Genomic DNA, 20,198 nt, shown 5'->3' on the forward strand with positions numbered 1-20,198 from the left:
ATGCATGTTAAAGATCCTCCTTTTTGTGTGTGGCTTCGCACCTGCATCATAAAGGAGGATCTTTTTTTGTGCAATAGGTCCATACTTTCCCCACAGGAATAGCTCCTGCGGAAAAGGGGGATGATCGAGACCCCGCAGGCACGAGGAGGCTCGACATGCTCCCCGCGGAAAGCAAATCCCTGCAGCGCAAAGGAACGGACTAGCTTTCCATCTCACCCTTCACTTAGGACGATATTATCTTCAAGTATCATCATAACCATGATGATATTATTTCCCCACAGAAATCAAATCTCTAGAAGTGGAAAGGAACGCACATTCCACAGTTACACCAACAAAGACAAATATAGAAGAACTGGCACCTCCATGAATATCTTTCACCCAGGTTGAAAATCCTAAAGATAAGAAACAGGAGGTGTTAAGCCATGACAAAACGTGTAGGTGTTGAACAATCCCTTTCAAATGTAGTGCAAGCATTGCGTGAAAAAGGGTATGACGTCGTTGAACTCAAGAACGAACAAGATGTGAACGGCTGTGATTGCTGTGTCACGACAGGCTTGGATACAAACGTAATGGGAATGCAAAATACAACATTCAAAGGATCTGTCATTGAAGCGGACGGTCTGACGGCCGATCAAGTATGTGAACAGGTCGACAGCAGAATGATGTAAGGGAAGGGAGGCCACAGCCTTCCTTTTTTTATTGAATAAAAAGTCAGCCTTCCCCCCTATATGGTACAATGAATGATATTTCCATATTGAGGGAGGGTTCGACATGTGGCAAGCTCTATTCATAGATCGTGACGGCACGCTGGGCGGCAGCAGTGAAATTGAATACCCGGGAGAGTTTGAGATGTTTCCCTGTAGTGTGACCGCCTTAAAGAGGATAAAAGAAACAGGGATCCCCATCCTATCCTTCACCAATCAGCCGGGGATCGCTGCAAGGCACGAGCTGAAAGAAGAATTCGAACAGGAGTTGAAAATGTTCGGGTTTGATGGTGTGTACATCTGTCCCCATGAAGAAAGGGAGCGCTGCGGATGTCGGAAGCCAGAGATCGGCATGCTGAAGGAAGCGGCGGCGGATCGGGGGCTTGATCTCACCAAATGTGCCGTGATCGGAGACAGGTGGAAGGATATGCTCGCCGGCAAAAAGGCAGGGTGTACGACGGTGCTTGTCAGGACGGGAGCAGGTGAGAGTGAATGGCAGAAAAACAGAATGAACCTTGAAGGCACCGTGGACTACGTGGCTGAAGACCTTCAGGAAGCGACCCGCTGGCTCTTGAATTCCCCTCAACGTGTGCTAGAAGAGATATTGGACGGGGCAAATACAGAAGCACGTTTCGTCCTCGGGATAGACGGGTTGAGCCGGTCGGGTAAGTCGACCATAGTGTCAGAGATAGAGGAATGGCTGAAGGGTAAGGGGGTCACTCATCAGATCTTTCATATCGATGACCACATTGTCGAGCGGAAAGCACGGTATGACACCGGTCATGAGGAGTGGTTTGAATATTATAGTCTGCAGTGGGACCGGAAACGGTTGAGGGAAGAGTTCTTTATGAAACTGAAAGAGGGTTGCGTTGATGTGAGGTTACCTTTTTACGATGGAGAGCTGGATACCGTGACGGAAAGGCAGGTGCGGCTTCCGGATAAGGGGCTCATCATTGTAGAGGGGGTATTTCTTCAGCGGGAAGAATGGAGGGAAGCCTTTGATGGGATTCTATTCCTTGATTGTCCGAGAGAGCGACGGTTGCTCCGTGAATCGGAGGAGACGCAGCTGAAGCTTGAAAAGTTCAGGAATCGGTATTGGAAGGCAGAAGAGTATTACCTCGATACGGTTCGGCCGATGAAACGTGCAGACTGGGTCATCCCTACATAATGAAAACGGCCGGGAGACTCCCCGGCCGTTTCTTTTTTATCCTATATGGGCAAGAGGCTGGGACCGGAGATGTTCCCTTAGTAGATCCGGAGCTGTGAGATAGAGCAATCCGTTTCCTTCGAGGGATTTCGGGTATCCGAGAGGGATGGTCCGTTTCACGAGCTGTGCATAGATTTCCGGTTCGCTCAGTTCCCGTTTGAATGCTGCTTCCTCAAACTCTTTGATCAAGGCCAGCGCACCTGCTACATGGGGAGCCGACATGGACGTCCCGCTGAGCTTGGCATATTTATCCCCGGGGATCGTCGAGAGGATCTGCTCTCCAGGGGCTACAAGGTCGATTTCATTATTGGAATTGGTGAAGTAGGATGATTTTCTTTGGAGATCGATTGCTCCCACGGCGATGACTTCCTTATAGCTTGCCGGGTAGGAAAATTCATCTGTATCGCTGTTCCCGTCGCCTTCATTCCCGGCTGCAGAAACCACCAGGATACCAGCTGCCACAGCTTTTTTGATTGCGTCATGAAGCGGTTTATAATCAGTCGGGCCGCCAAGGGACATGGAGATGATATCGACTCCCTGCTCCGTTGCGTACTCGATTCCCTTCACAATCCAATCGTATTGTCCTCTCCCGGAACTTCCGGCGAGTACTTTGATGATCATGAGGTCTGCAAGCGGGGCGACTCCGATCACTCCATCTCCATCCTCATTGGCGGCGATGGTTCCGGAGACATGGGTGCCATGTCCACTGTAGTCCGTCACATTATCTTCTGCCCCTGCATCGTCATCGGTAAAGTTCTTGACGCTCTTTACCCGTCCGGCAAGGTCAGGATGATGGATGTCACAGCCTGTATCGAGTACGGCGATGGTCGTGCCCTTTCCTTTGCATCCTTCTTTCCATAGTATGGGGGACTGAATCATTTCAATGCCTTTCGGAACCTCATTTACATCTCCAATCATTTCGTTCATGAAATACGGAATCAGCTTCATTTCGGTTGCCATGGTCATCCCTCCAAAATATTATTCTCGTGATGTCTATTAGTCTGAAGTTTCTGAAAATATACCATTTTTTTGGACAATTGTACAGGGTATATGGTAATAGGTGGAATTTACCTACTTGTAATTCAATGGGGAAAGGTCGTTTTTAAACAAACGTTTGATCAAGGCGGTTCCTTCCTTGCGCCTCAAGGAATCTACGTTTAAACGATTGTTGGTCATGCAAAAGGACTGGAAGGCATAGATTGATGAAGATGAGAAGGAGGGGGAAAAAGATGAATGGAAGGGATACGGGGAACATTGCGTACGCAGTAATCAAGGGAGGTCCGCTTGCACCGGATCTCGAAGGGAACGTCTTTTTTCACGAAGTGAAGGGAGGAGTGGAAGTAATGGTAGAGGTGGGGGGGCTTCCACCTTATAAAGAAGGGAAGAATGGGGAGAAACCAATCGGTCCCCATGGTTTCCATCTTCATGAGAAGGGGGTATGCGAAATTGGAGACCCGTCTGACCCTTTTACATCTGCGGGAGGTCATTGGAATCCAGGAGGTCAGCCTCATGGCAATCACGCAGGAGATTTTCCTGTCCTGTTTTCAAATGGGGGATATGCCCGTATGTCCTTCTTTACCAATAAATTTAGTGTGAAGGATGTGGTGGGAAAGGGCGTGATTATCCACCAGAGTCCAGATGATTTCCGGTCACAGCCTTCAGGTGATGCGGGGAAACGCTTGGCCTGCGGAGTGATCGTTCCTTATACCAAATCGCAAACATAATAGAAAAAATCGTACAGGGCACTCGCTGTACGATTTTTTTCTTCTATTAATAAAAGCCGAGCATATTGAGCATGACCACAATGATGAAAAGTGGTGCAACGAAGCGGATCAGGAAGAACCAAACTTCGAATATGCCTTTCTTCATGCTGCTTCCGCTTTTCAGCTCTTCATAGAGAGCCGTCTTCTTCATCTTCAGAGGGACAAAGATGGATATTAGCAGGCACCCGAGCGGCAATAATACATTGCTTACGGCGAAATCGGCAAGATCAAAGATGATCTTATCAAATAGAGTAATGTCGCTGAGTACCCCATAAGAGAGGGCGGATGGGATCCCGAAAATGAAGATGGCAATCCCGACGATCCATGCCCACTTTGTCCTCTTTGCCGGATCATTCTTCGCGATGACCGATACGATGATTTCAAGCATGGAGAATGCTGAAGTCAAGGCAGCGAACAGGAAGAGGATCAGGAACGCGATGAAGAAAAGCATTCCGAATGGCAGCTGGTTGAAGATTGTCGGCAGCACGTTGAACAGGAGAACAGGTCCTGCATTAGGCTCGAGTCCGAATGCGAAGACCGCCGGGAAGATGGCAAGGCCAGCCAGGAGCACGATGAAGATATTCATGATGACGATGGACACAGCCGAACGCGGCAGGCTCTGGTTTTTCGGAAGATAGGAGCTATACGTCAGCATGACCGATACCCCGACGCTCAGGGTGAAGAATGATTGTCCCATGGCTTCCAGGATTGTACGCGGTGTGACTTTGGAGAAATCCGGCTGCAGAAGGAATCGGACGCCTTCTCCTGCTCCGTCAAGGGTCACAGCACGAAGGACCAGCACAATGAAAAGGACGAACAGTGCAGGCATCATGATCTTGCTGGCACGCTCGATTCCCTGCTGAACGCCTTTGGCTACGACGACGATGGTCATCAGGATGAAGATGAGCTGTACGATGACACTCACCCACGGATCAGCAATGGTGGATCCGAATACCTCACCGTACTGATCCGAGGTCAATCCGTTCAGTTGTCCGGTGATGGCCTTGAACAGATAGATGACGATCCATCCGCCAACGACACTGTAGAAGGATAGCAAGATGAAGGATGCGACCATCCCGAGGACTCCGATCCAGTGCCACTGGGTTCCCGGGGCGATCTTTTTATACGAATCGATTGCATTGCTTTGGGCGGTCCTTCCGATGGAGAATTCCGCCAGCAACAGGGGGAGCCCAAGGAATAAAGTGAAAAGGATGAAGATCAGGAAGAATGCGCCGCCTCCGTTCTGCCCTGCAATATACGGGAATTTCCAAATTGCTCCCAAACCGATGGCCGATCCTGCAGCAGCAAGGATGAAGCCAAGTTTGGATGACCATTGTTCACGTTGACTCATGGGTTGATCTCCTTTCTGTTTATGGTTGTCGCCGAAGACAATAAAAAAATCGCCCCTACATAATTGTAGGGACGATTGGATATCGCGGTACCACCCTAGTTATGGGACAAGCCCATCACTCTTCGGAAATAACGGCATACACCGTCTTTTGATCTCGTCAAAAGAAGCTCTGGAATCGAAATTCACTTACCGCATGTGTACCGATTTGCACCAACCATCGGCTCTCTTTAACAGGGAAGGGTTCGCTACTTGGTTCCTTCAAAGCTTTTCGTTATTTAGGTTATACAATTTTTATCATGGATTGACGTACATTGTCAATGTCTTTCTGGAATTTGCCGTGATGTGCACAGATTGAGTTCAAAGCCAATCTCAAGTAAGATAAGAGAAAAACGAATGGAAAGTGTGTTTATACATGAAATCGACGATCGTCATCGGTGCCGGGATCCTCGGAGCCTCGACTGCTTATCACCTTGTGAGGAAAGGGGCGGATGTCCTGGTCGTGGACAGGGGCGATACGGGGCAGGCGACCGCGGCTGCAGCCGGTATCGTCTGTCCGTGGCTCTCCCAGCGCCGTAACAAAATATGGTACAAGCTTGCTAAAGGAGGAGCGGCCTACTATCCCGAACTAATCGAGATGCTTGAGGAGGATGGCGAGCATGACACGGGGTATGAAAGGGTAGGTGCTCTCAGCCTCCATACGGATGAGAAGAAACTGGATGGAATGATGGAGAGGGCCTTAAAAAGGCGGGAGGATGCTCCGGAAATTGGGGAGCTGACGAAATTGTCGTCAGAAGAAACCCGGGCCCTTTTCCCGTTTCTCTCCGATGAATACAGGGCCGTCAATGTATCAGGGGCGGCCCGGGTGGACGGACGTGCTATCTGCAAAGCACTCTTGGCAGCTGCGGAGAAACGCGGTGCGATCCTCAGGCAAGGGAATGCCCGGCTCCTGAAAGAGGGAACGGGGATCATGCTCGATAACGAAAGGGTCGAAGCCGATCGTGTCATTGTCACGGCCGGCGTGTGGGCGAAGGAATTGTTTGCTCCACTCGGAATCGACGTTGATGTCACATCACAGAAGGCCCAAATCATCCATCTAAATGAAACGGATGCCGATACCGATGAGTGGCCTGTCGTCATGCCACCCAATGATCAATACCTGCTTGCTTTCCCGGAAGGAAGGATCGTCGCAGGGGCCACCCACGAAAATGATGCCGTCAACGGAGGGGTCACGGCGGGAGGAATGCTTGAAATCCTTTCAAAAGCCATAGCCATCGCACCGGGTCTTCAGGAAAGTGAAGTGGTAGAAACCCGGGTCGGCTATCGCCCATTCACCCCGGGTTTTTTGCCGGTATTCGGATACATGCCAAGCGTTGATGGGGTCCTCTTTGCCAACGGCCTCGGGGCATCGGGTCTGACGGCTGGCCCGTACCTAGGATCTCAGCTCGCGAAGCTGGCACTGGGGGAAGAGACCGATTTGGACCCTGCAGACTATGATGTGAACGGAGCTATACGCAACCCGTAATTCCCACTATTTTTTACAAGTCATCCCCTTTATAATAGAGGGAGTGAACTGAGAATTTATAGAAAAAGGTGTTAAATCGATATGAGTCTATTAACAGTCAAAAACCTGACCCACGGCTTCGGTGATCGTGCGATCTTCAATGATGTGTCCTTCCGTCTGTTGAAAGGGGAACACATCGGCCTGATCGGGGCAAACGGTGAAGGTAAATCGACATTCATGAATATCATCACAGGCAAGCTTGAACCAGACGAAGGCAAGGTGGAATGGGCGAAACGGATCCGGATCGGGTACTTGGATCAGCATGCCCAATTGAAGCAGGGGATGACGATCCGCGATGTCCTAAAGACGGCCTTCCAATATCTCTTCGATATGGAAACCGAGATGAATGAGCTTTTTGGCAAGATGGGGGAGGCATCCCCTGAAGAGTTGGAGGACCTCCTTGAAGAGACAGGCACCCTGCAAGAAGCGCTGACCAACAATGATTTTTACGTCATCGATGCCAAGGTGGAAGAAATCGGGCGCGGATTGGGGCTTGATGATATCGGCTTGGATAAAGATGTCCATGACCTGAGCGGCGGACAGCGTACGAAGGTCCTTCTGGCCAAACTCCTTCTTGAAAAGCCCGATATCCTCCTTCTGGATGAGCCGACAAACTATCTGGATGAGCAGCACATCGAGTGGCTGAAGCGATATCTTCAAGAGTATGAGAATGCCTTCATCCTTATCTCCCATGATATCCCGTTCCTCAACAGCGTCATCAACCTGATCTACCATATGGAAAATCAGGAGCTGAACCGCTACGCGGGGGACTATCATGAGTTCAAGAAAGTCCACGAAATGAAGCGTCAGCAGCTAGAGTCTGCCTATAAGAAACAGCAACAGGAGATCTCGAATCTGAAAGACTTCGTGGCCCGTAATAAGGCGAGGGTTTCGACCCGGAATATGGCCATGTCCCGTCAGAAGAAGCTCGATAAGATGGAGGTCATCGAGCTTGCATCCGAAAAGCCGAAGCCTGAATTCAACTTCAAGCTTGCGAGGACGGCCGGACGCGTCATCTTTGAAACGAAGGATCTTGTCATCGGGTATGATGAGCCACTATCAAGACCTCTTAATCTAAAAATGGAACGGGGTCAGAAGATCGCTCTCTCAGGAGCCAACGGAATCGGAAAAACGACCCTCCTCAGAAGCATCCTGGGGGAGATCAAGCCAATCTCAGGAAGCGTAGAACTTGGTGAATATCTTCATATCGGATACTTCGAGCAGGAGATCAAAACCGAAAACCGCAATACCTGCATTGAAGAAGTGTGGAATGAATTTCCTTCCCTCAATCAGGCGGAGGTGCGTGCAGCCCTTGCCAAATGCGGACTTACGACGAAGCATATCGAGAGCAAGGTGGAAGTACTGAGCGGTGGGGAAAAAGCAAAGGTGCGTCTGTGCAAACTCATGAACAACGAATCCAATGTTCTTGTGTTCGATGAACCGACAAACCACTTGGATGTGGAAGCGAAGGAAGAGCTGAAGCGCGCATTGAAGGAATACAAAGGAAGCGTCCTTATTATCAGTCATGAACCTGATTTCTATCAGGATGTGGCCACCGAAGTGTGGAACTGTGAATCATGGACAACGAAACTGTTTTAATATGAACGAGGAGGGACGCGGGCATTATGCTCGCGTTTTTTTTATCTGGAAAATAAATTAGGGAATTTATTCTATTGCTTTTCTTGAAGCGTCTATGATACTTTATATGTAACCGGTTACACGAAAGAAGTGAAAGCACATGGTCACAATCAGAGATGTAGCAAAAAAAGCGGGGGTTTCCGTTGCCACGGTTTCCCGGGTGCTCAATGATAATGGATATGTCGGCGCCGATACACGAAGAAAAGTGATGAAGGCCATCGAAGAGTTGAACTACAGTCCGAATGAAGTCGCCCGCTCTTTATATAAACGGGAGTCAAGACTGATCGGTCTGCTTCTTCCCGATATTACCAATCCGTTCTTCCCACAGCTGGCCCGGGGAGTAGAGGATGAACTGAGTGAATCCGGATTCAGGCTCCTGTTGGGAAACAGTGATGAGCATGTGCAAAAAGAAATGGATTACATCCAAACGTTCATCCAGAACAATGTAGTCGGAATCATATCGGCGACCAACCACGTCGATTACCATATATACGATGAAGTGAAAGCACCGCTGGTCCTCTTGGATCGCACCACAGACAACCACCCGGCCGTCTATGCAGATGGGCGGGAAGGAGGTAGGCTTGCGGCAAGGACCCTGATAGAAAAAGGTTCACGCAAGATTACCATCCTGAAAGGTCCGGCCCATATCAAACCGGCGCGTGACCGGTTCCAGGGCGCCATCGAAGAGCTGAGCCAGGCAGAGGTCGACTTCTCGGTTCTCTCCACCACCTCTTATTCCTTTGAAGAAGCACTGGGATGGGCAAAGGACCTGTTTGAACAGTTCCCGGATACCGACGGAGTGATTGCAAGCAATGATATCGTGGGGATCGCCGCCATCCATGAAGCATTAAAAAGGGGGAAACGCATCCCCGAAGAGGTACAGATCATCGGGTATGATGATATCCCCCAAAGCCGGCTGTCCTATCCTACGCTCACGACGATCCGGCAGCCTGCCTATGAAATGGGACGAGAAGCGGCAAGGCTTCTCATCACCATGATTCGGAAAGAAACCGTCACTCAATCCACCATCCAGATGCCGGTGGAACTCATAGAAAGAGACACAACTAGAAAGGGATGATCATGATGAAACCACCAAAAATCGCCGTGATCGGCAGTTCCTCCATGGATCTGGTCGTAACGGCCGACAGACGTCCGGGAGCAGGGGAAACCATCCTCGGAGAAGCATTCAGTACCGTACCCGGAGGAAAAGGCGCGAACCAGGCAGTAGCAGCTGCGAGACTCGGGGCCGACGTTCATATGATCGGCAGGGTCGGAGATGACGCGTATGGTGAGGAGATCGTTGCAAACCTGAAAGCAAACGGAGTCATCACTGACTATGTGGAACCGGTTACAGATGCAAGTAGCGGAACGGCTCACATCGTATTGGCAGAAGGAGATAACAGCATCATCGTCGTCAAAGGAGCCAACGATCATGTAACCCCATCATATGTAGAAAAAGCTCTTTCCCTTTTAAAAGAGTGCGATTTGGTCATGATCCAGCAGGAAGTTCCTGAAGAAACCGTGATCGAGACAGCCAGACTGTGCAAGGAGATCGGAGTGCCACTGTTGCTGAATCCGGCGCCGGCAAGGGAGATCCCCGATACAGTGATAGAACAGGCCGCCTATCTGACACCGAACGAGCATGAAGCGGGACTTTTATTCCCTGGAGTCCCATTATCGGCCGTGCTGAGGAAATATCCGAACAAGCTCTTCATCACAGAAGGCTCTGCCGGTGTACGCTATTATGACGGTGCAGAAGAGAAACTCGTTTCCTCCTTCAAGGTGGAGGCGGTGGATACAACAGGGGCAGGAGATACATTCAATGCAGCCCTTGGGGTGGCAGTGGCCGAAGGGAAACCCCTTGAGGAGAGCCTTCGTTTTGCCAATCGGGCTGCATCCATTTCCGTTACAGGCTTCGGTGCCCAAGGCGGAATGCCCACTCGTGAAGAAGTCGAGAGGGGGCTCGCGGAATGAAGCGAAACGGAATACTCAATAGTGAAATCGCAAAAGTACTGGCCGACCTGGGGCATACCGATACAATCGTCATCGCTGATGCAGGGCTCCCCATTCCCCCTCATGTGAAGAAGATTGACCTGGCATTAAAAGGAGGGGTTCCATCATTCCTTGATGTGGTGGATATTCTCATGGACGAGATGGTGGTGGAGCGACTGACAGCTGCCAGCGAACTAGAACAGAATCCTCGTGTTCATCAGAAGCTTCAACAGCGCTTTGAACAGATTGAATACATGTCTCACGAAGAGCTGAAGCATCAGCTCCAATCGGCAAGGGCCGTCATACGCACAGGTGAAATCACCCCGTATGCCAACTGCATCCTGCATGCCGGCGTAACGTTCTAAAAGGAGGGAATCTCATGGAAATCCGCATGGATCATATTCATAAAGCCTTCGGTCAAAATAAGGTCCTGGAAGGAGTGGACGTTCATATCCGTGGAGGAGAAGTCCACGCATTGATGGGGGAGAATGGAGCAGGGAAGTCCACCCTCATGAACATTTTGACGGGCCTTCATAAGAAAGATCAGGGTACCATCACCATCGACGGGGTGGAAAAGACCTTTGATAATCCAAAACAGGCAGAAGAGTTCGGCATAGCCTTCATCCACCAGGAGTTGAACATCTGGCCTGAGATGACGGTGCTGGAAAACCTCTTCATCAACAAAGAGCCGATCACGTCATTCGGGCTCATTCAGACCAATAAAATGAAAGCGGTTGCCAAAAGGCAGTTCGACCGCCTGGCCATCTCCATCCCGCTTCATAAGGAAGCAGGGAAGTGCTCGGTCGGGGAGCAGCAGATGATTGAGATTGCCAAGGCCCTGATGACCGATGCGAAAGTGATCATCATGGATGAGCCGACTGCAGCCCTAACCGACAGGGAAATCGAGAAGCTATTTGATGTGATCCGCTCCTTGAAAAAGTCGGGCGTCTCCATTGTTTATATTTCTCATCGGATGGAAGAAATCTTCACCATCTGCGACACCATCACCGTCATGCGTGATGGACGGACGGTAGACACGACACCGATTCCTGAAACGAACTTCAACGACGTGGTGAGGAAGATGGTCGGGAGGGAATTGACCGATCGCTTCCCAGAGAGAACCAGCAACCCCGGGGAAATCATCCTTGAAGTCAAAGGGCTGACGCGAAAAGGTGTGTTCGAAAATGTGAGTTTCCAAGTAAGAGAGGGGGAAATCGTCGGGGTATCGGGACTGATGGGAGCAGGTCGCACTGAGATCATGCGCACCATATTCGGTCTTGATGGCAGATATGAAGGGGACATCCTGGTGGCCGGTAAGAACGTTACCGTCAAAAACCCGAATCAAGCGGTGGAACTCGGACTTGGTTTCATCACGGAGGATCGGAAAGAAGAAGGGCTCATCCTCGATTTCTCCATCAAAGACAACATCGTCCTCCCGAGTCTCTTCAGTTTTACCAAGAACGGTTTGATCAAGGACAAGCAGGAGGAAGAATTTGTCGAACTCCTAATCAAGCGCCTGACAATCAAAACAGAATCGGCCATGACCTCCGCGAAGAATCTCTCCGGTGGAAATCAGCAGAAGGTCGTCATTGCCAAGTGGATCGGGATCGGTCCGAAAGTCCTCATCCTCGACGAACCGACACGGGGAGTCGATGTGGGAGCGAAGCGGGAAATCTACCAGCTGATGAATGAACTGACGGACCGCGGAGTCGCCATCATCATGGTCTCATCCGAACTTCCCGAAGTACTGGGAATGAGTGACCGGGTGATCGTTATCCATGAGGGCAAGGTTTCGGGTGAATTACCAGGCAAAGAAGCAACGCAGGAAAAAATTATGACGCTGGCAACAGGAGGTCAGATCAATGAATAACGCATTCAATCGAACCAATCACGTAGGAAGTTTCATGCAGAAACTCGGACCATTCTTGGGACTGCTCGTCCTGATCGTGACCGTTTCCATCATCAATCCCAGTTTCCTCGAACCATTGAACTTATTGAATCTTTTACGTCAAGTAGCCATCAACGCCTTGATCGCATATGGCATGACCTTCGTCATTCTGACGGGAGGAATCGACCTCTCCGTCGGGTCCATACTCGCACTCTCAAGCGCCTTGATGGCAGGGATGATGGTGTCTGGTCTCGATCCGATCCTGGCCGTCCTCATCGGATGTATCCTTGGGGCCATCATGGGAGCAGTCAACGGTCTCCTCATCACCAAAGGGAAAATGGCACCGTTCATAGCCACCCTGGCAACGATGACCATGTTCCGCGGATTGACCCTGGTGTGCACCGACGGGAATCCGATCACGGGCCTTGGAGATAACTATGCCTTCCAACTATTCGGAAGAGGCTATTTCCTTGGGATCCCGGTACCGGCCATCACCATGTTGCTGGCTTTCGCCATCCTCTGGGTGATCCTTCATAAAACGCCGTTCGGACGTAAAACATATGCCATCGGAGGCAATGAAAAAGCAGCGCTCATTTCAGGTATCAAAGTATCAAGAATGAAAATCATGATCTATTCACTCGCAGGCTTGCTTGCCGCACTGGCAGGCGCCATCCTCACGTCACGATTGAACTCCGCCCAGCCGACGGCAGGTACATCTTATGAGCTCGACGCCATTGCGGCCGTCGTACTTGGTGGAACATCCCTTTCAGGTGGACGCGGCTTGATTGTCGGAACACTGATAGGTGCCCTGATCATCGGGACGCTGAACAACGGATTAAACTTACTCGGCGTATCGTCCTTCTTCCAGATGGTCGTGAAGGGGATTGTCATCATCATCGCCGTATTAATCGATCGAAAGAAAGCAGCATAGGAGGTTCCACATGAAAAAACTGATTGTACTTATGATGAGTATCTCCCTCGTATTCTTGGCAGCTTGCTCCCTTCAGCCCCCTGAATGGGCGAAGCCCAGCGGGAAGAAGGATCCGAAAGATCTGAAGATCGGTCTCTCCGTCTCGACCCTGAATAACCCGTTCTTCGTCTCCATTAAAGAAGGGGTGCAGAAAGAAGCAAAGGCGCAGGGCATGAAAGTCATCGTCGTCGATGCCCAGAATGATGCGGCGAAGCAGATCAATGACGTGGAAGATTTGATCCAACAAGGCGTCGATCTTCTTCTCATTAACCCGACAGATTCATCGGCCATCTCTACAGCCGTACAGTCTGCCAACAGCATCGGAATTCCAGTCGTCACCCTTGACCGTTCAGCAGATAAAGGCGACGTGGCGACCCTCGTCAGCTCTGATAATGAAAAGGGCGGGGAAATGGCCGCCGACTATCTAATCAAAGAATTGGGTGAAGGGACAAAAGTGGCCGAACTCGAAGGGGTACCTGGAGCATCCGCTACCCGTGAACGGGGAGCAGGCTTCCATAACCTCGCTGACGACAAGCTTGACGTAACCGCGAAGCAAACGGCCAACTTCGACCGGACCCAAGGACTCAATACGATGGAAAACATCCTACAGGGTAATCCGGATATCAAGGCGGTCTTCGCCCATAATGATGAAATGGCCCTCGGTGCCCAACAGGCGATCCAGAGCTCAGGACGGGATGTACTCGTCGTTGGATTCGACGGAAATGAAGATGCCCTGAAGAGCATTGAAGAAGGGAACCTGTCAGCTACCGTCGCTCAACAGCCGGAAGAGATCGGCAAGCTCGCCGTGCAGGCAGGAGCCGATGTGTTGAATGGGAAAAAGGTTGACAAAATGATTCCCGTTCCTTTGAAATTAGTCACAAAAGACAAAGAGTGAATGAACAGAAAATGCCCCGACGGTCATCCCGTAGGGGCATATTTTTGTCTGATGTGTATACATCAGGCCTTATCATGAAGATGGATACTATGGCTGGCAAGGAGGCGGTCCCTAAAATCCCTACTGACGCGTCTGGAATCATAGGCGCACACAGAAAGGAGATTCTCTTCTGTGACGATGACATCCGCCTGTTCTTCTGAGTGGAGGAGCTTGCTCACTTCGCTTTCGTCCCTCCATTCGATATGTGCCCAGGTTCTATAGCACATTTCGGGGTCGAATTCGCCCTTGAACAGGGTGGGAAGAAGATCCGGGATGGAGTTGATCCGAAAGTCTCCGTGTGCATAGTAGAATTCGTAATTATTGAGAAACCTGACCTGGTCGAGTTCAGGTGCTGTTAGTTTTTGAGCTAATTTAAGAACGATCATAGGAGCCATCCGGTCGCTTTCGACGATGATGGTGCATTCGTTTTGACGAAGTCCGGCGATTACATAGTCCACAACGTTGGAAACGTATTGTTCTTGATCGGTGAAGAAGTATGCGACGTGCCCTTTGGTAAGGCTGCGGAGGTCCGAGACCTCTTGTACTTCGATTTGCTTCAATTTTGCACCCCATTTGGTTAGTGAGACGTATTCCGTCAATGTTGTGGCGGCCCGTTTAGTTAAGTGTAACACAAAATATATTTGGAAAAATAGGTTTGTGGAAATAATTGAAAATAAGTTTAGTTTAAACTAATCCGGTTTACTAGATAGTTGGAAAAGGGTTGTAGTGGTTCGTTCCGTTCCGCTGCGGATGGCCGCTTTCCGCGGGTCGAGCGATGAGCCTCCTCGTGCCTGCGGGGTCTCATCCGCCCGCCTTTTCCGCAGGAGTCGGCCATCCTCCGCTGCACTGCACTATGCGGTGAAAAGTGGAGCGGGAAAGAGGTATGCTCTGCCTTATCTCAAGGATGATGATCGTGGAATTTTGGTTCCCATTCTCTTATTTGGAGGGGGATAGCAGTGGAAATGGTTCGTTCCGTTCCGCTTCGGATGGCCGCTTTCCGCGGGGCTTGCGATGAGACTCCTCATTCTTGCGGGGTCTCACTCTGCGCGCTATACCCGTAGGAGTCGGCCACCCTCCGCTGCACTGTACTATGCGGTGAAGAGGGTGTGAACTGCCGAGATAGGAATGATTGTGCCAATTCGTCGCTACCCTGTTATTTGAAGGGGATAGCTTGATAGATGAAGTGGTTTCGGAAATCTTTCTTTTTATGAAGTAATCTTTTGCGAAACATTACTATGAATAGTTATGGGATAATTCCGAAGAGGTGCCATGAGCGAACCATCTTTAGAGACAAGTGAAAAATCACAGAGTGGATTGAAGCGGAAGGCGCTTGACTCCAGCGGAAAAGGAGGAGTGGCGAGACCCCGCAGGCACGAGGAGGCTCGACACCCTCCCCGCAGGAAAGCAAGCGCCTGCAGCGTAAAGGAACGATCCCTGTCACATTCATCACTCTTCCAAGATTAATTCTCCATACAAAAAAGGCTGATCCACCACTGTAAACCAGTGTGGGTCAGCCTTTTTAAACGCATCATGCAAAGGATCGGAAATTCCGTCCCCAAATTTCATGCATGGAATGGACGGTGATGAATGCTTCTTTATCGGTTGCCTGGATGTAGGTCTTGAGTTTGGAAAAGTCCTTGCGCTCCAGGATGGTGGTGATGACTTCCTTATCATCTTCCGAAAAACCGCCTCTGGCAGAATGGACAGTGGCCCCTTTATGGAGTTCGTGAATGATGAACCCACGGATGTCTTCACTCTTTTCGCTGATGATGACCACTTCTTTCCGCTCATTGAAGAACTGGATGCTTTTATCGACCAGCAGTCCTTTCAGGATCAATCCGAAGAATGCGTACAACCCGGTCTGCAGTCCGAACAAGAAAGCGGAGGCAAGGACGATGAGTACATCGGACAAAAGGACGGCGGTGCCGAGTTCAACATTGATGTACCTGTGAAGTACCTGGGCCAATACCCCTGTTCCTCCGGCAGATGCTTCCTGATAGAAGATCATGGCGACGCCCACGGCACCGAGCAAGGTTCCGATCACAACCTGTACAAGGACATCGGGACTGATCGGCTGGTAGACAGGGAAGAATGATTCCATTCCCCAGACAAACCCATTAAGGATTAGGGTGGCGATCACGGATCTGATCCCGAATGCAGGACCAATCAAAATCAGGCCGAGGAGGAAGAGAGAGGCATCCAAGGCGAGCATCAAGACTCCCACAGGGAGGTTGATGATTTCCGCTAGTACGATCGCCGCTCCGCTCGTGCCTCCAAGGGCAAGGTTATTTGGCGTCAGGAAAAAATGTATATTCAGGGCCATGAGGAAGGCGCCTATGCCGATAATAAGATAGGTTTTAAATAATTTCATATGGTGGAGCAAGCTCCTTTCCTAAAAAGGTTCCATCCCGATTATAAAGAGCCTGAGGAGTGAAGTAAACGGAGAAAAGCGATGTAAGCATTTACTTATAAAAGTTTATATAGTGGGTTTTTTCAGACTATATTTCCTTTAGGATCTGTATTGACATTTATTGATCACGACATTAATATTTAAACAGGTTAAATATTATAGTGTGTAAGAAAGGGGGCAGGCCATGAAACAGAATGATGTCCCGCCTGGCTATATTGAAAGGCTTTTTAAAGCATTTTATATAACCAACAGGCAAATACAGCAGGATATGGCACAGTCATTCAAAGAACTTCATCTTACGGGACCGCAATTCTACATCTTGTATCTCCTCTGCCAAGAAGGTGGTGCGAAACCGACCGGGTTGGCCGATAAGCTTGAGGTGAAACCGAGTGCGATCACGGTGATGGTCGATCGGCTGATCAAGGGGGGCCTGGTACGGAGGGAGAGGGATGAGGATGATCGCAGGATCGTCAAGTTGGATAGTACGAAGGAAGGAAGGGCAATCTTTGAGAAAGCGAAGGTTATTCGGAAAGAGATTTTTACCAGGTACTTATCCTATTTGGAAGAAGCGGATATCGAGCAGCTGGTGATGACATATGAAAAGCTCGCTGCCATTATAGAACATACAAAAGGAGAGAATGAACGTGTCAGAACAACAAACAGGAATCAATAGGCGCCTGGTCTTGACCGGTCTGATCATCGGGATGTTCTTCAGTGCCCTTGAGCAGACCGTTGTGGGAACGGCGATGCCGACCATCATTGCGGAACTGAATGGATTTTCCATCTTTGCCTGGGTCACGACCGCCTACTTGATCACATCCACGGTCGTCACACCCATTGTCGGGAAGCTGTCGGATTTATATGGAAGAAGGCTGCTATATTTAATTGGTGTCATTATCTTTATTATAGGATCAGGCTTGTGTGCTACAGCTAGTACTATGGAACAGCTTGTATTTTATCGCGGCCTTCAGGGAATCGGGGGAGGCATGATCATGCCACTATCCCAGACGATCATCGGAGATATTTTCTCCGCTGAACAGCGCGCGAAGTGGCAGGGAGTATTCGGTGCGTTATTCGGCCTCAGCTCTGTGATCGGCCCCTTCATTGGTGGTGTTATCGTTGACAGCATCAGCTGGCACTGGATCTTCCTGATCAATGTACCGTTTGGGTTCCTTTCGGCCATCCTTCTTTATATCGGGCTGAAGAATGAAAACCTTGGTCGTAAAATAGAGAAAGTCAGCATTGACTATCTTGGTATCATCACATTGGTGCCGGGACTCGTGATGCTACTGCTTGTCCTGAACTTCGGCGGTGACAAATTCGCCTGGACGTCCGGAACGAGCATCCTCCTATTCGGTGGAGCCCTTCTTTTCTTAGTCGTATTCGGCTTAGTCGAGAAGAAGGCGAAGGAGCCGATTTTGGATCTGAGTTTATTCAAGAATCGCGTCTTTGCCACAACGAACGCCCTTGGGTTCCTTCTCGGACTAGGCATGTTCGGAGCCATCATGTTTGTCCCGATGTTCATGCAGGGGATCTTGGGTGTGACACCTACCCAGGCGGGATCAACCATGACGCCGATGATGATCGCCTTGATCGTCGCAAGCATCATCGGGGGTAGGCTACTGTTGAAGCTGAAGTTCCGTACAGTCCTGACGACCGGGATGCTCATCACGGTTCTAGGCTTCCTGCTCATGAGCACGATGGGACCCGAATCCAAGGAATTCACCGCTTATCTCTATATGGTGGTGATGGGCTTCGGGATGGGACTTGTGATGCCGACCTTGATGATTGCCATCCAGAATGAATTTCCAAAGTCCCGTTTGGGGGCTGTCACATCGGCTTCGACTTTCTTCCGTTCGATCGGAGGAACGATCGGTATCACCGTATTGAACGCGGTAATGAATCAATCTCTTCAAGGAAATATGAAGGATGTTGCAGCTAGCGAATCAAATCCGGCAGTTGCACAAGTCCTCAAGGCACTGAGTGATAAGACAGACAGCTTGTTCGGAGTCCTTGTGACCCCTGATGTTCTTCAACTGCCTCAAGAAATCGGGAAAGCTGTTATTTCAGCTGTTGAAATGGCATGGTCGGATGCGTTCACGACCGTTTTCCTGACAGGTCTGATCTTCATCAGTGTCGGCGTATTCGTCGCATTATCAGTAGGTAGTGGCAGGATCAAACGGGACCATGAAATTGAAAATGAGCAAAAAGAAGCATCGATGGATCCCGCCTATACGGAATAAGCCCTTCTCACCTGATTCCTTCATGGAGTCAGGTTTTTTTTTTTCTATAAGATTTAATTTTCAGAAAATATATTGACATGGGAGGGGGAAGGCGGTATGTTTTGAATAGTTACATATAACATAATTTTGATGAATCGGTATTTTAACGTTATATAAAAAAATAGTGGGAAGGTGGCGGTGCGGGTGATCCTGCATGAAGTGGAAACGGTGGACCGTGAAACAATGGAAACCCTGCAGTGGAACAGGCTGAAACAAACGCTTGCCGCGGTCTATGAACATGTACCCCTTTACCGGAAGAAGTTTGATGAGCATCAGGTCCATCCTGCCGATCTGCATTCTTTGTCAGACATCAAAATGTTACCGCTTACAAATAAAGCCGACCTCCGCTCTCAGTACCCTTTCGGTATGTTTGCCGTACCGAAGGAGAGCATGGTCAGGATCCATGCTTCGTCTGGAACGAGCGGGAAACCCACGGTTGTAGGGTATACCAAGCGGGACCTTGAGATGTGGAGTGACATCGTCGCAAGGGCCATCGCGGCAGGCGGCGGGAAACCCGGAAGTATCCTTCACAATGCCTACGGGTACGGTTTGTTCACGGGAGGACTTGGACTTCATTATGGAAGTGAACGTTTGGGGATGACGACGGTCCCTGTTTCCGGTGGCAACGCAGTAAGACAAATCACCCTTCTGGAGGATTTCCATCCATCCATCATCTGCGGGACGCCTTCCTATATCCTGACCATTGCCGAAACAATGGAGTCTCAAGGGAAGGATCCAGCAGGACTTTCCTTGGAGTATGGGATATTCGGGGCTGAGCCATGGTCAGAGACGATGCGGATGACGCTTGAGAAGAAGCTCGGGATCAAAGCGTGCGATATCTACGGACTGAGCGAGGTCGTCGGACCGGGTGTCGCCATGGAATGCCATGAAGCGCAGGATGGTCTTCATATCGCAGACGATCATTTCCTAGTGGAGGTCATTGATCCCGTGACACTCGAGCCGCTTGCTGAAGGGGAATTCGGTGAGCTCGTGTTCACGAGTTTGACGAAGGAAGCATCCCCGATCATCCGGTACCGGACCGGTGACATTGCCTCCATTACGAAGGAACAGTGCCGATGCGGCCGCACGACGACGAGGATGTCAAGAGTGAAGGGAAGGGTGGATGACATGATGATCATCCGCGGCGTCAATGTGTTCCCTTCGGAAATTGAGCACTACCTTCTGCAGGTCGAGGACCTTTCCCCTCATTATCAGGTGTATGTGCGAAAGGAAGGAGCCTTGGATGCGGTAGAGCTTAGGATCGAAATCAGCGATTCATTTTCTGAAGAGATTTCACATGACTTGTCACATGAGAAGACAATCCTGCTTGCTTCAAAGGTGAAGGAGATGATGAAGGATCGTTGCTACGTCTCCATGGACGTCACGCTTGTAGGCAAGAACGAAATTCCGCGATCGGAAGGGAAAGCCGTCAGGGTAGTCGATTTGAGGAATGAAGGGTTGATAAGTCACTAAAGGAGCAGCGGTTGCTGCCAGAAGG

The 20,198-nt window shown here is 50.0% G+C and carries 18 protein-coding genes and 1 other annotated feature; of the genes, 14 read left to right on the forward strand and 4 right to left on the reverse strand.

The genetic code is table 11. The annotated features are described in order from the left end of the window. The first annotated feature begins 422 nt into the window (after window positions 1-422). Both ABJ225_RS17620 and ABJ225_RS17625 read left to right on the forward strand, forming a co-directional pair. Window positions 423-668, forward strand: a complete 246-nt coding sequence (locus ABJ225_RS17620) for a YkuS family protein (RefSeq protein ID WP_048005756.1) — start codon at window positions 423-425, stop codon at window positions 666-668. A 103-nt stretch (window positions 669-771) separates the two neighbouring features. Then, complete coding sequence (locus ABJ225_RS17625) at window positions 772-1,872, forward strand: kinase (protein WP_347321225.1); 1,101 nt, start codon at window positions 772-774, stop codon at window positions 1,870-1,872. A gap of 36 nt (window positions 1,873-1,908) precedes the next feature. On the opposite strand, the gene ABJ225_RS17630 is transcribed toward ABJ225_RS17625, so the two are convergent. Next, window positions 1,909-2,871, reverse strand: coding sequence for a S8 family peptidase (locus ABJ225_RS17630; protein WP_056532665.1), 963 nt, complete (start codon window positions 2,869-2,871; stop codon window positions 1,909-1,911). Between the two features lie 269 nt (window positions 2,872-3,140). On the opposite strand from ABJ225_RS17630, the gene ABJ225_RS17635 reads away from it, so the two are divergent. Then, the gene (locus ABJ225_RS17635; RefSeq protein WP_347321226.1) at window positions 3,141-3,635 is read left to right on the forward strand and encodes a superoxide dismutase family protein; all 495 of its coding nucleotides are present in this window, start codon (window positions 3,141-3,143) and stop codon (window positions 3,633-3,635) included. Between the two features lie 46 nt (window positions 3,636-3,681). Here ABJ225_RS17635 and ABJ225_RS17640 read toward each other — a convergent pair whose 3' ends face one another. Next, window positions 3,682-5,025, reverse strand: coding sequence for a sodium-dependent transporter (locus ABJ225_RS17640; RefSeq protein WP_218245045.1), 1,344 nt, complete (start codon window positions 5,023-5,025; stop codon window positions 3,682-3,684). Between the two features lie 64 nt (window positions 5,026-5,089). Next, window positions 5,090-5,296 (reverse strand) — a binding site (T-box leader). Between the two features lie 141 nt (window positions 5,297-5,437). On the opposite strand from ABJ225_RS17640, the gene ABJ225_RS17645 reads away from it, so the two are divergent. From ABJ225_RS17645 to rbsB, 8 genes are all read left to right on the forward strand, one after another. Further along, complete coding sequence (locus ABJ225_RS17645; RefSeq protein ID WP_347321227.1) at window positions 5,438-6,547, forward strand: NAD(P)/FAD-dependent oxidoreductase; 1,110 nt, start codon at window positions 5,438-5,440, stop codon at window positions 6,545-6,547. An 81-nt stretch (window positions 6,548-6,628) separates the two neighbouring features. Continuing rightward, the gene (locus tag ABJ225_RS17650) at window positions 6,629-8,185 is read left to right on the forward strand and encodes an ABC-F family ATP-binding cassette domain-containing protein (RefSeq protein ID WP_079514664.1); all 1,557 of its coding nucleotides are present in this window, start codon (window positions 6,629-6,631) and stop codon (window positions 8,183-8,185) included. 139 nt (window positions 8,186-8,324) lie between these two features. Next, window positions 8,325-9,302, forward strand: a complete 978-nt coding sequence (locus ABJ225_RS17655) for a LacI family DNA-binding transcriptional regulator (protein ID WP_347321228.1) — start codon at window positions 8,325-8,327, stop codon at window positions 9,300-9,302. Window positions 9,303-9,307: 5 nt separating this feature from the next. Next, complete coding sequence (gene rbsK, locus ABJ225_RS17660; RefSeq protein ID WP_347321229.1) at window positions 9,308-10,198, forward strand: ribokinase; 891 nt, start codon at window positions 9,308-9,310, stop codon at window positions 10,196-10,198. Further along, window positions 10,195-10,581: a D-ribose pyranase gene (rbsD, locus tag ABJ225_RS17665; RefSeq protein WP_056532680.1), complete on the forward strand. Its 387-nt coding sequence runs from the start codon at window positions 10,195-10,197 to the stop codon at window positions 10,579-10,581. Before rbsK ends, rbsD begins: the two co-directional genes overlap by 4 nt. A 14-nt stretch (window positions 10,582-10,595) precedes the next feature. Beyond that, window positions 10,596-12,086: a sugar ABC transporter ATP-binding protein gene (locus ABJ225_RS17670; RefSeq protein WP_347321230.1), complete on the forward strand. Its 1,491-nt coding sequence runs from the start codon at window positions 10,596-10,598 to the stop codon at window positions 12,084-12,086. Then, on the forward strand, window positions 12,079-13,035 hold the full coding sequence (gene rbsC, locus ABJ225_RS17675; protein ID WP_347321231.1) for a ribose ABC transporter permease RbsC: 957 nt from the start codon (window positions 12,079-12,081) through the stop codon (window positions 13,033-13,035). Before ABJ225_RS17670 ends, rbsC begins: the two co-directional genes overlap by 8 nt. A gap of 10 nt (window positions 13,036-13,045) precedes the next feature. Continuing rightward, complete coding sequence (gene rbsB / locus ABJ225_RS17680) at window positions 13,046-13,969, forward strand: ribose ABC transporter substrate-binding protein RbsB (protein WP_056532686.1); 924 nt, start codon at window positions 13,046-13,048, stop codon at window positions 13,967-13,969. Window positions 13,970-14,031: 62 nt separating this feature from the next. Here rbsB and ABJ225_RS17685 read toward each other — a convergent pair whose 3' ends face one another. Next, window positions 14,032-14,568 carry an MEDS domain-containing protein gene (locus tag ABJ225_RS17685; protein ID WP_347321232.1) on the reverse strand — a complete coding sequence of 179 codons (537 nt, stop codon included), beginning with the start codon at window positions 14,566-14,568 and terminating at the stop codon, window positions 14,032-14,034. A gap of 968 nt (window positions 14,569-15,536) precedes the next feature. Next, window positions 15,537-16,379 carry a YitT family protein gene (locus ABJ225_RS17690; protein WP_347321233.1) on the reverse strand — a complete coding sequence of 281 codons (843 nt, stop codon included), beginning with the start codon at window positions 16,377-16,379 and terminating at the stop codon, window positions 15,537-15,539. A 223-nt stretch (window positions 16,380-16,602) separates the two neighbouring features. Here ABJ225_RS17690 and ABJ225_RS17695 point away from each other — a divergent pair, with 223 nt between their 5' ends. The 3 genes from ABJ225_RS17695 to ABJ225_RS17705 all read left to right on the forward strand — a co-directional run bounded on the left by ABJ225_RS17695 (window position 16,603) and on the right by ABJ225_RS17705 (window position 20,173). After that, window positions 16,603-17,091 carry a MarR family winged helix-turn-helix transcriptional regulator gene (locus ABJ225_RS17695; protein ID WP_347321234.1) on the forward strand — a complete coding sequence of 163 codons (489 nt, stop codon included), beginning with the start codon at window positions 16,603-16,605 and terminating at the stop codon, window positions 17,089-17,091. Then, a complete protein-coding gene (locus ABJ225_RS17700; RefSeq protein ID WP_079514673.1) occupies window positions 17,057-18,661 on the forward strand; it encodes an MDR family MFS transporter in 1,605 nt (534 codons plus the stop codon). The genes ABJ225_RS17695 and ABJ225_RS17700 overlap by 35 nt, the downstream gene beginning before the upstream one ends. A 183-nt stretch (window positions 18,662-18,844) precedes the next feature. Continuing rightward, window positions 18,845-20,173 carry a phenylacetate--CoA ligase family protein gene (locus ABJ225_RS17705; RefSeq protein WP_347321235.1) on the forward strand — a complete coding sequence of 443 codons (1,329 nt, stop codon included), beginning with the start codon at window positions 18,845-18,847 and terminating at the stop codon, window positions 20,171-20,173. Window positions 20,174-20,198: the final 25 nt, after the last annotated feature.

It is taken from the genome of Rossellomorea sp. RS05, assembly GCF_039822645.1.
Taxonomy (GTDB): Bacteria; Bacillota; Bacilli; order Bacillales; family Bacillaceae_B; genus Rossellomorea; species Rossellomorea marisflavi_B.

Bases quoted from the DNA above. Each gene is read 5' to 3' on its own strand.
- ABJ225_RS17620 (WP_048005756.1), top strand. From the start codon at position 423: ATGACAAAACGTGTAGGTGTTGAACAATCCCTTTCAAATGTAGTGCAA.
- ABJ225_RS17625 (WP_347321225.1), top strand. From the start codon at position 772: ATGTGGCAAGCTCTATTCATAGATCGTGACGGCACGCTGGGCGGCAGC.
- ABJ225_RS17630 (WP_056532665.1), bottom strand. From the start codon at position 2,871: ATGGCAACCGAAATGAAGCTGATTCCGTATTTCATGAACGAAATGATT.
- ABJ225_RS17635 (WP_347321226.1), top strand. From the start codon at position 3,141: ATGAATGGAAGGGATACGGGGAACATTGCGTACGCAGTAATCAAGGGA.
- ABJ225_RS17640 (WP_218245045.1), bottom strand. From the start codon at position 5,025: ATGAGTCAACGTGAACAATGGTCATCCAAACTTGGCTTCATCCTTGCT.
- ABJ225_RS17645 (WP_347321227.1), top strand. From the start codon at position 5,438: ATGAAATCGACGATCGTCATCGGTGCCGGGATCCTCGGAGCCTCGACT.
- ABJ225_RS17650 (WP_079514664.1), top strand. From the start codon at position 6,629: ATGAGTCTATTAACAGTCAAAAACCTGACCCACGGCTTCGGTGATCGT.
- ABJ225_RS17655 (WP_347321228.1), top strand. From the start codon at position 8,325: ATGGTCACAATCAGAGATGTAGCAAAAAAAGCGGGGGTTTCCGTTGCC.
- rbsK (WP_347321229.1), top strand. From the start codon at position 9,308: ATGAAACCACCAAAAATCGCCGTGATCGGCAGTTCCTCCATGGATCTG.
- rbsD (WP_056532680.1), top strand. From the start codon at position 10,195: ATGAAGCGAAACGGAATACTCAATAGTGAAATCGCAAAAGTACTGGCC.
- ABJ225_RS17670 (WP_347321230.1), top strand. From the start codon at position 10,596: ATGGAAATCCGCATGGATCATATTCATAAAGCCTTCGGTCAAAATAAG.
- rbsC (WP_347321231.1), top strand. From the start codon at position 12,079: ATGAATAACGCATTCAATCGAACCAATCACGTAGGAAGTTTCATGCAG.
- rbsB (WP_056532686.1), top strand. From the start codon at position 13,046: ATGAAAAAACTGATTGTACTTATGATGAGTATCTCCCTCGTATTCTTG.
- ABJ225_RS17690 (WP_347321233.1), bottom strand. From the start codon at position 16,379: ATGAAATTATTTAAAACCTATCTTATTATCGGCATAGGCGCCTTCCTC.
- ABJ225_RS17695 (WP_347321234.1), top strand. From the start codon at position 16,603: ATGAAACAGAATGATGTCCCGCCTGGCTATATTGAAAGGCTTTTTAAA.
- ABJ225_RS17700 (WP_079514673.1), top strand. From the start codon at position 17,057: ATGAACGTGTCAGAACAACAAACAGGAATCAATAGGCGCCTGGTCTTG.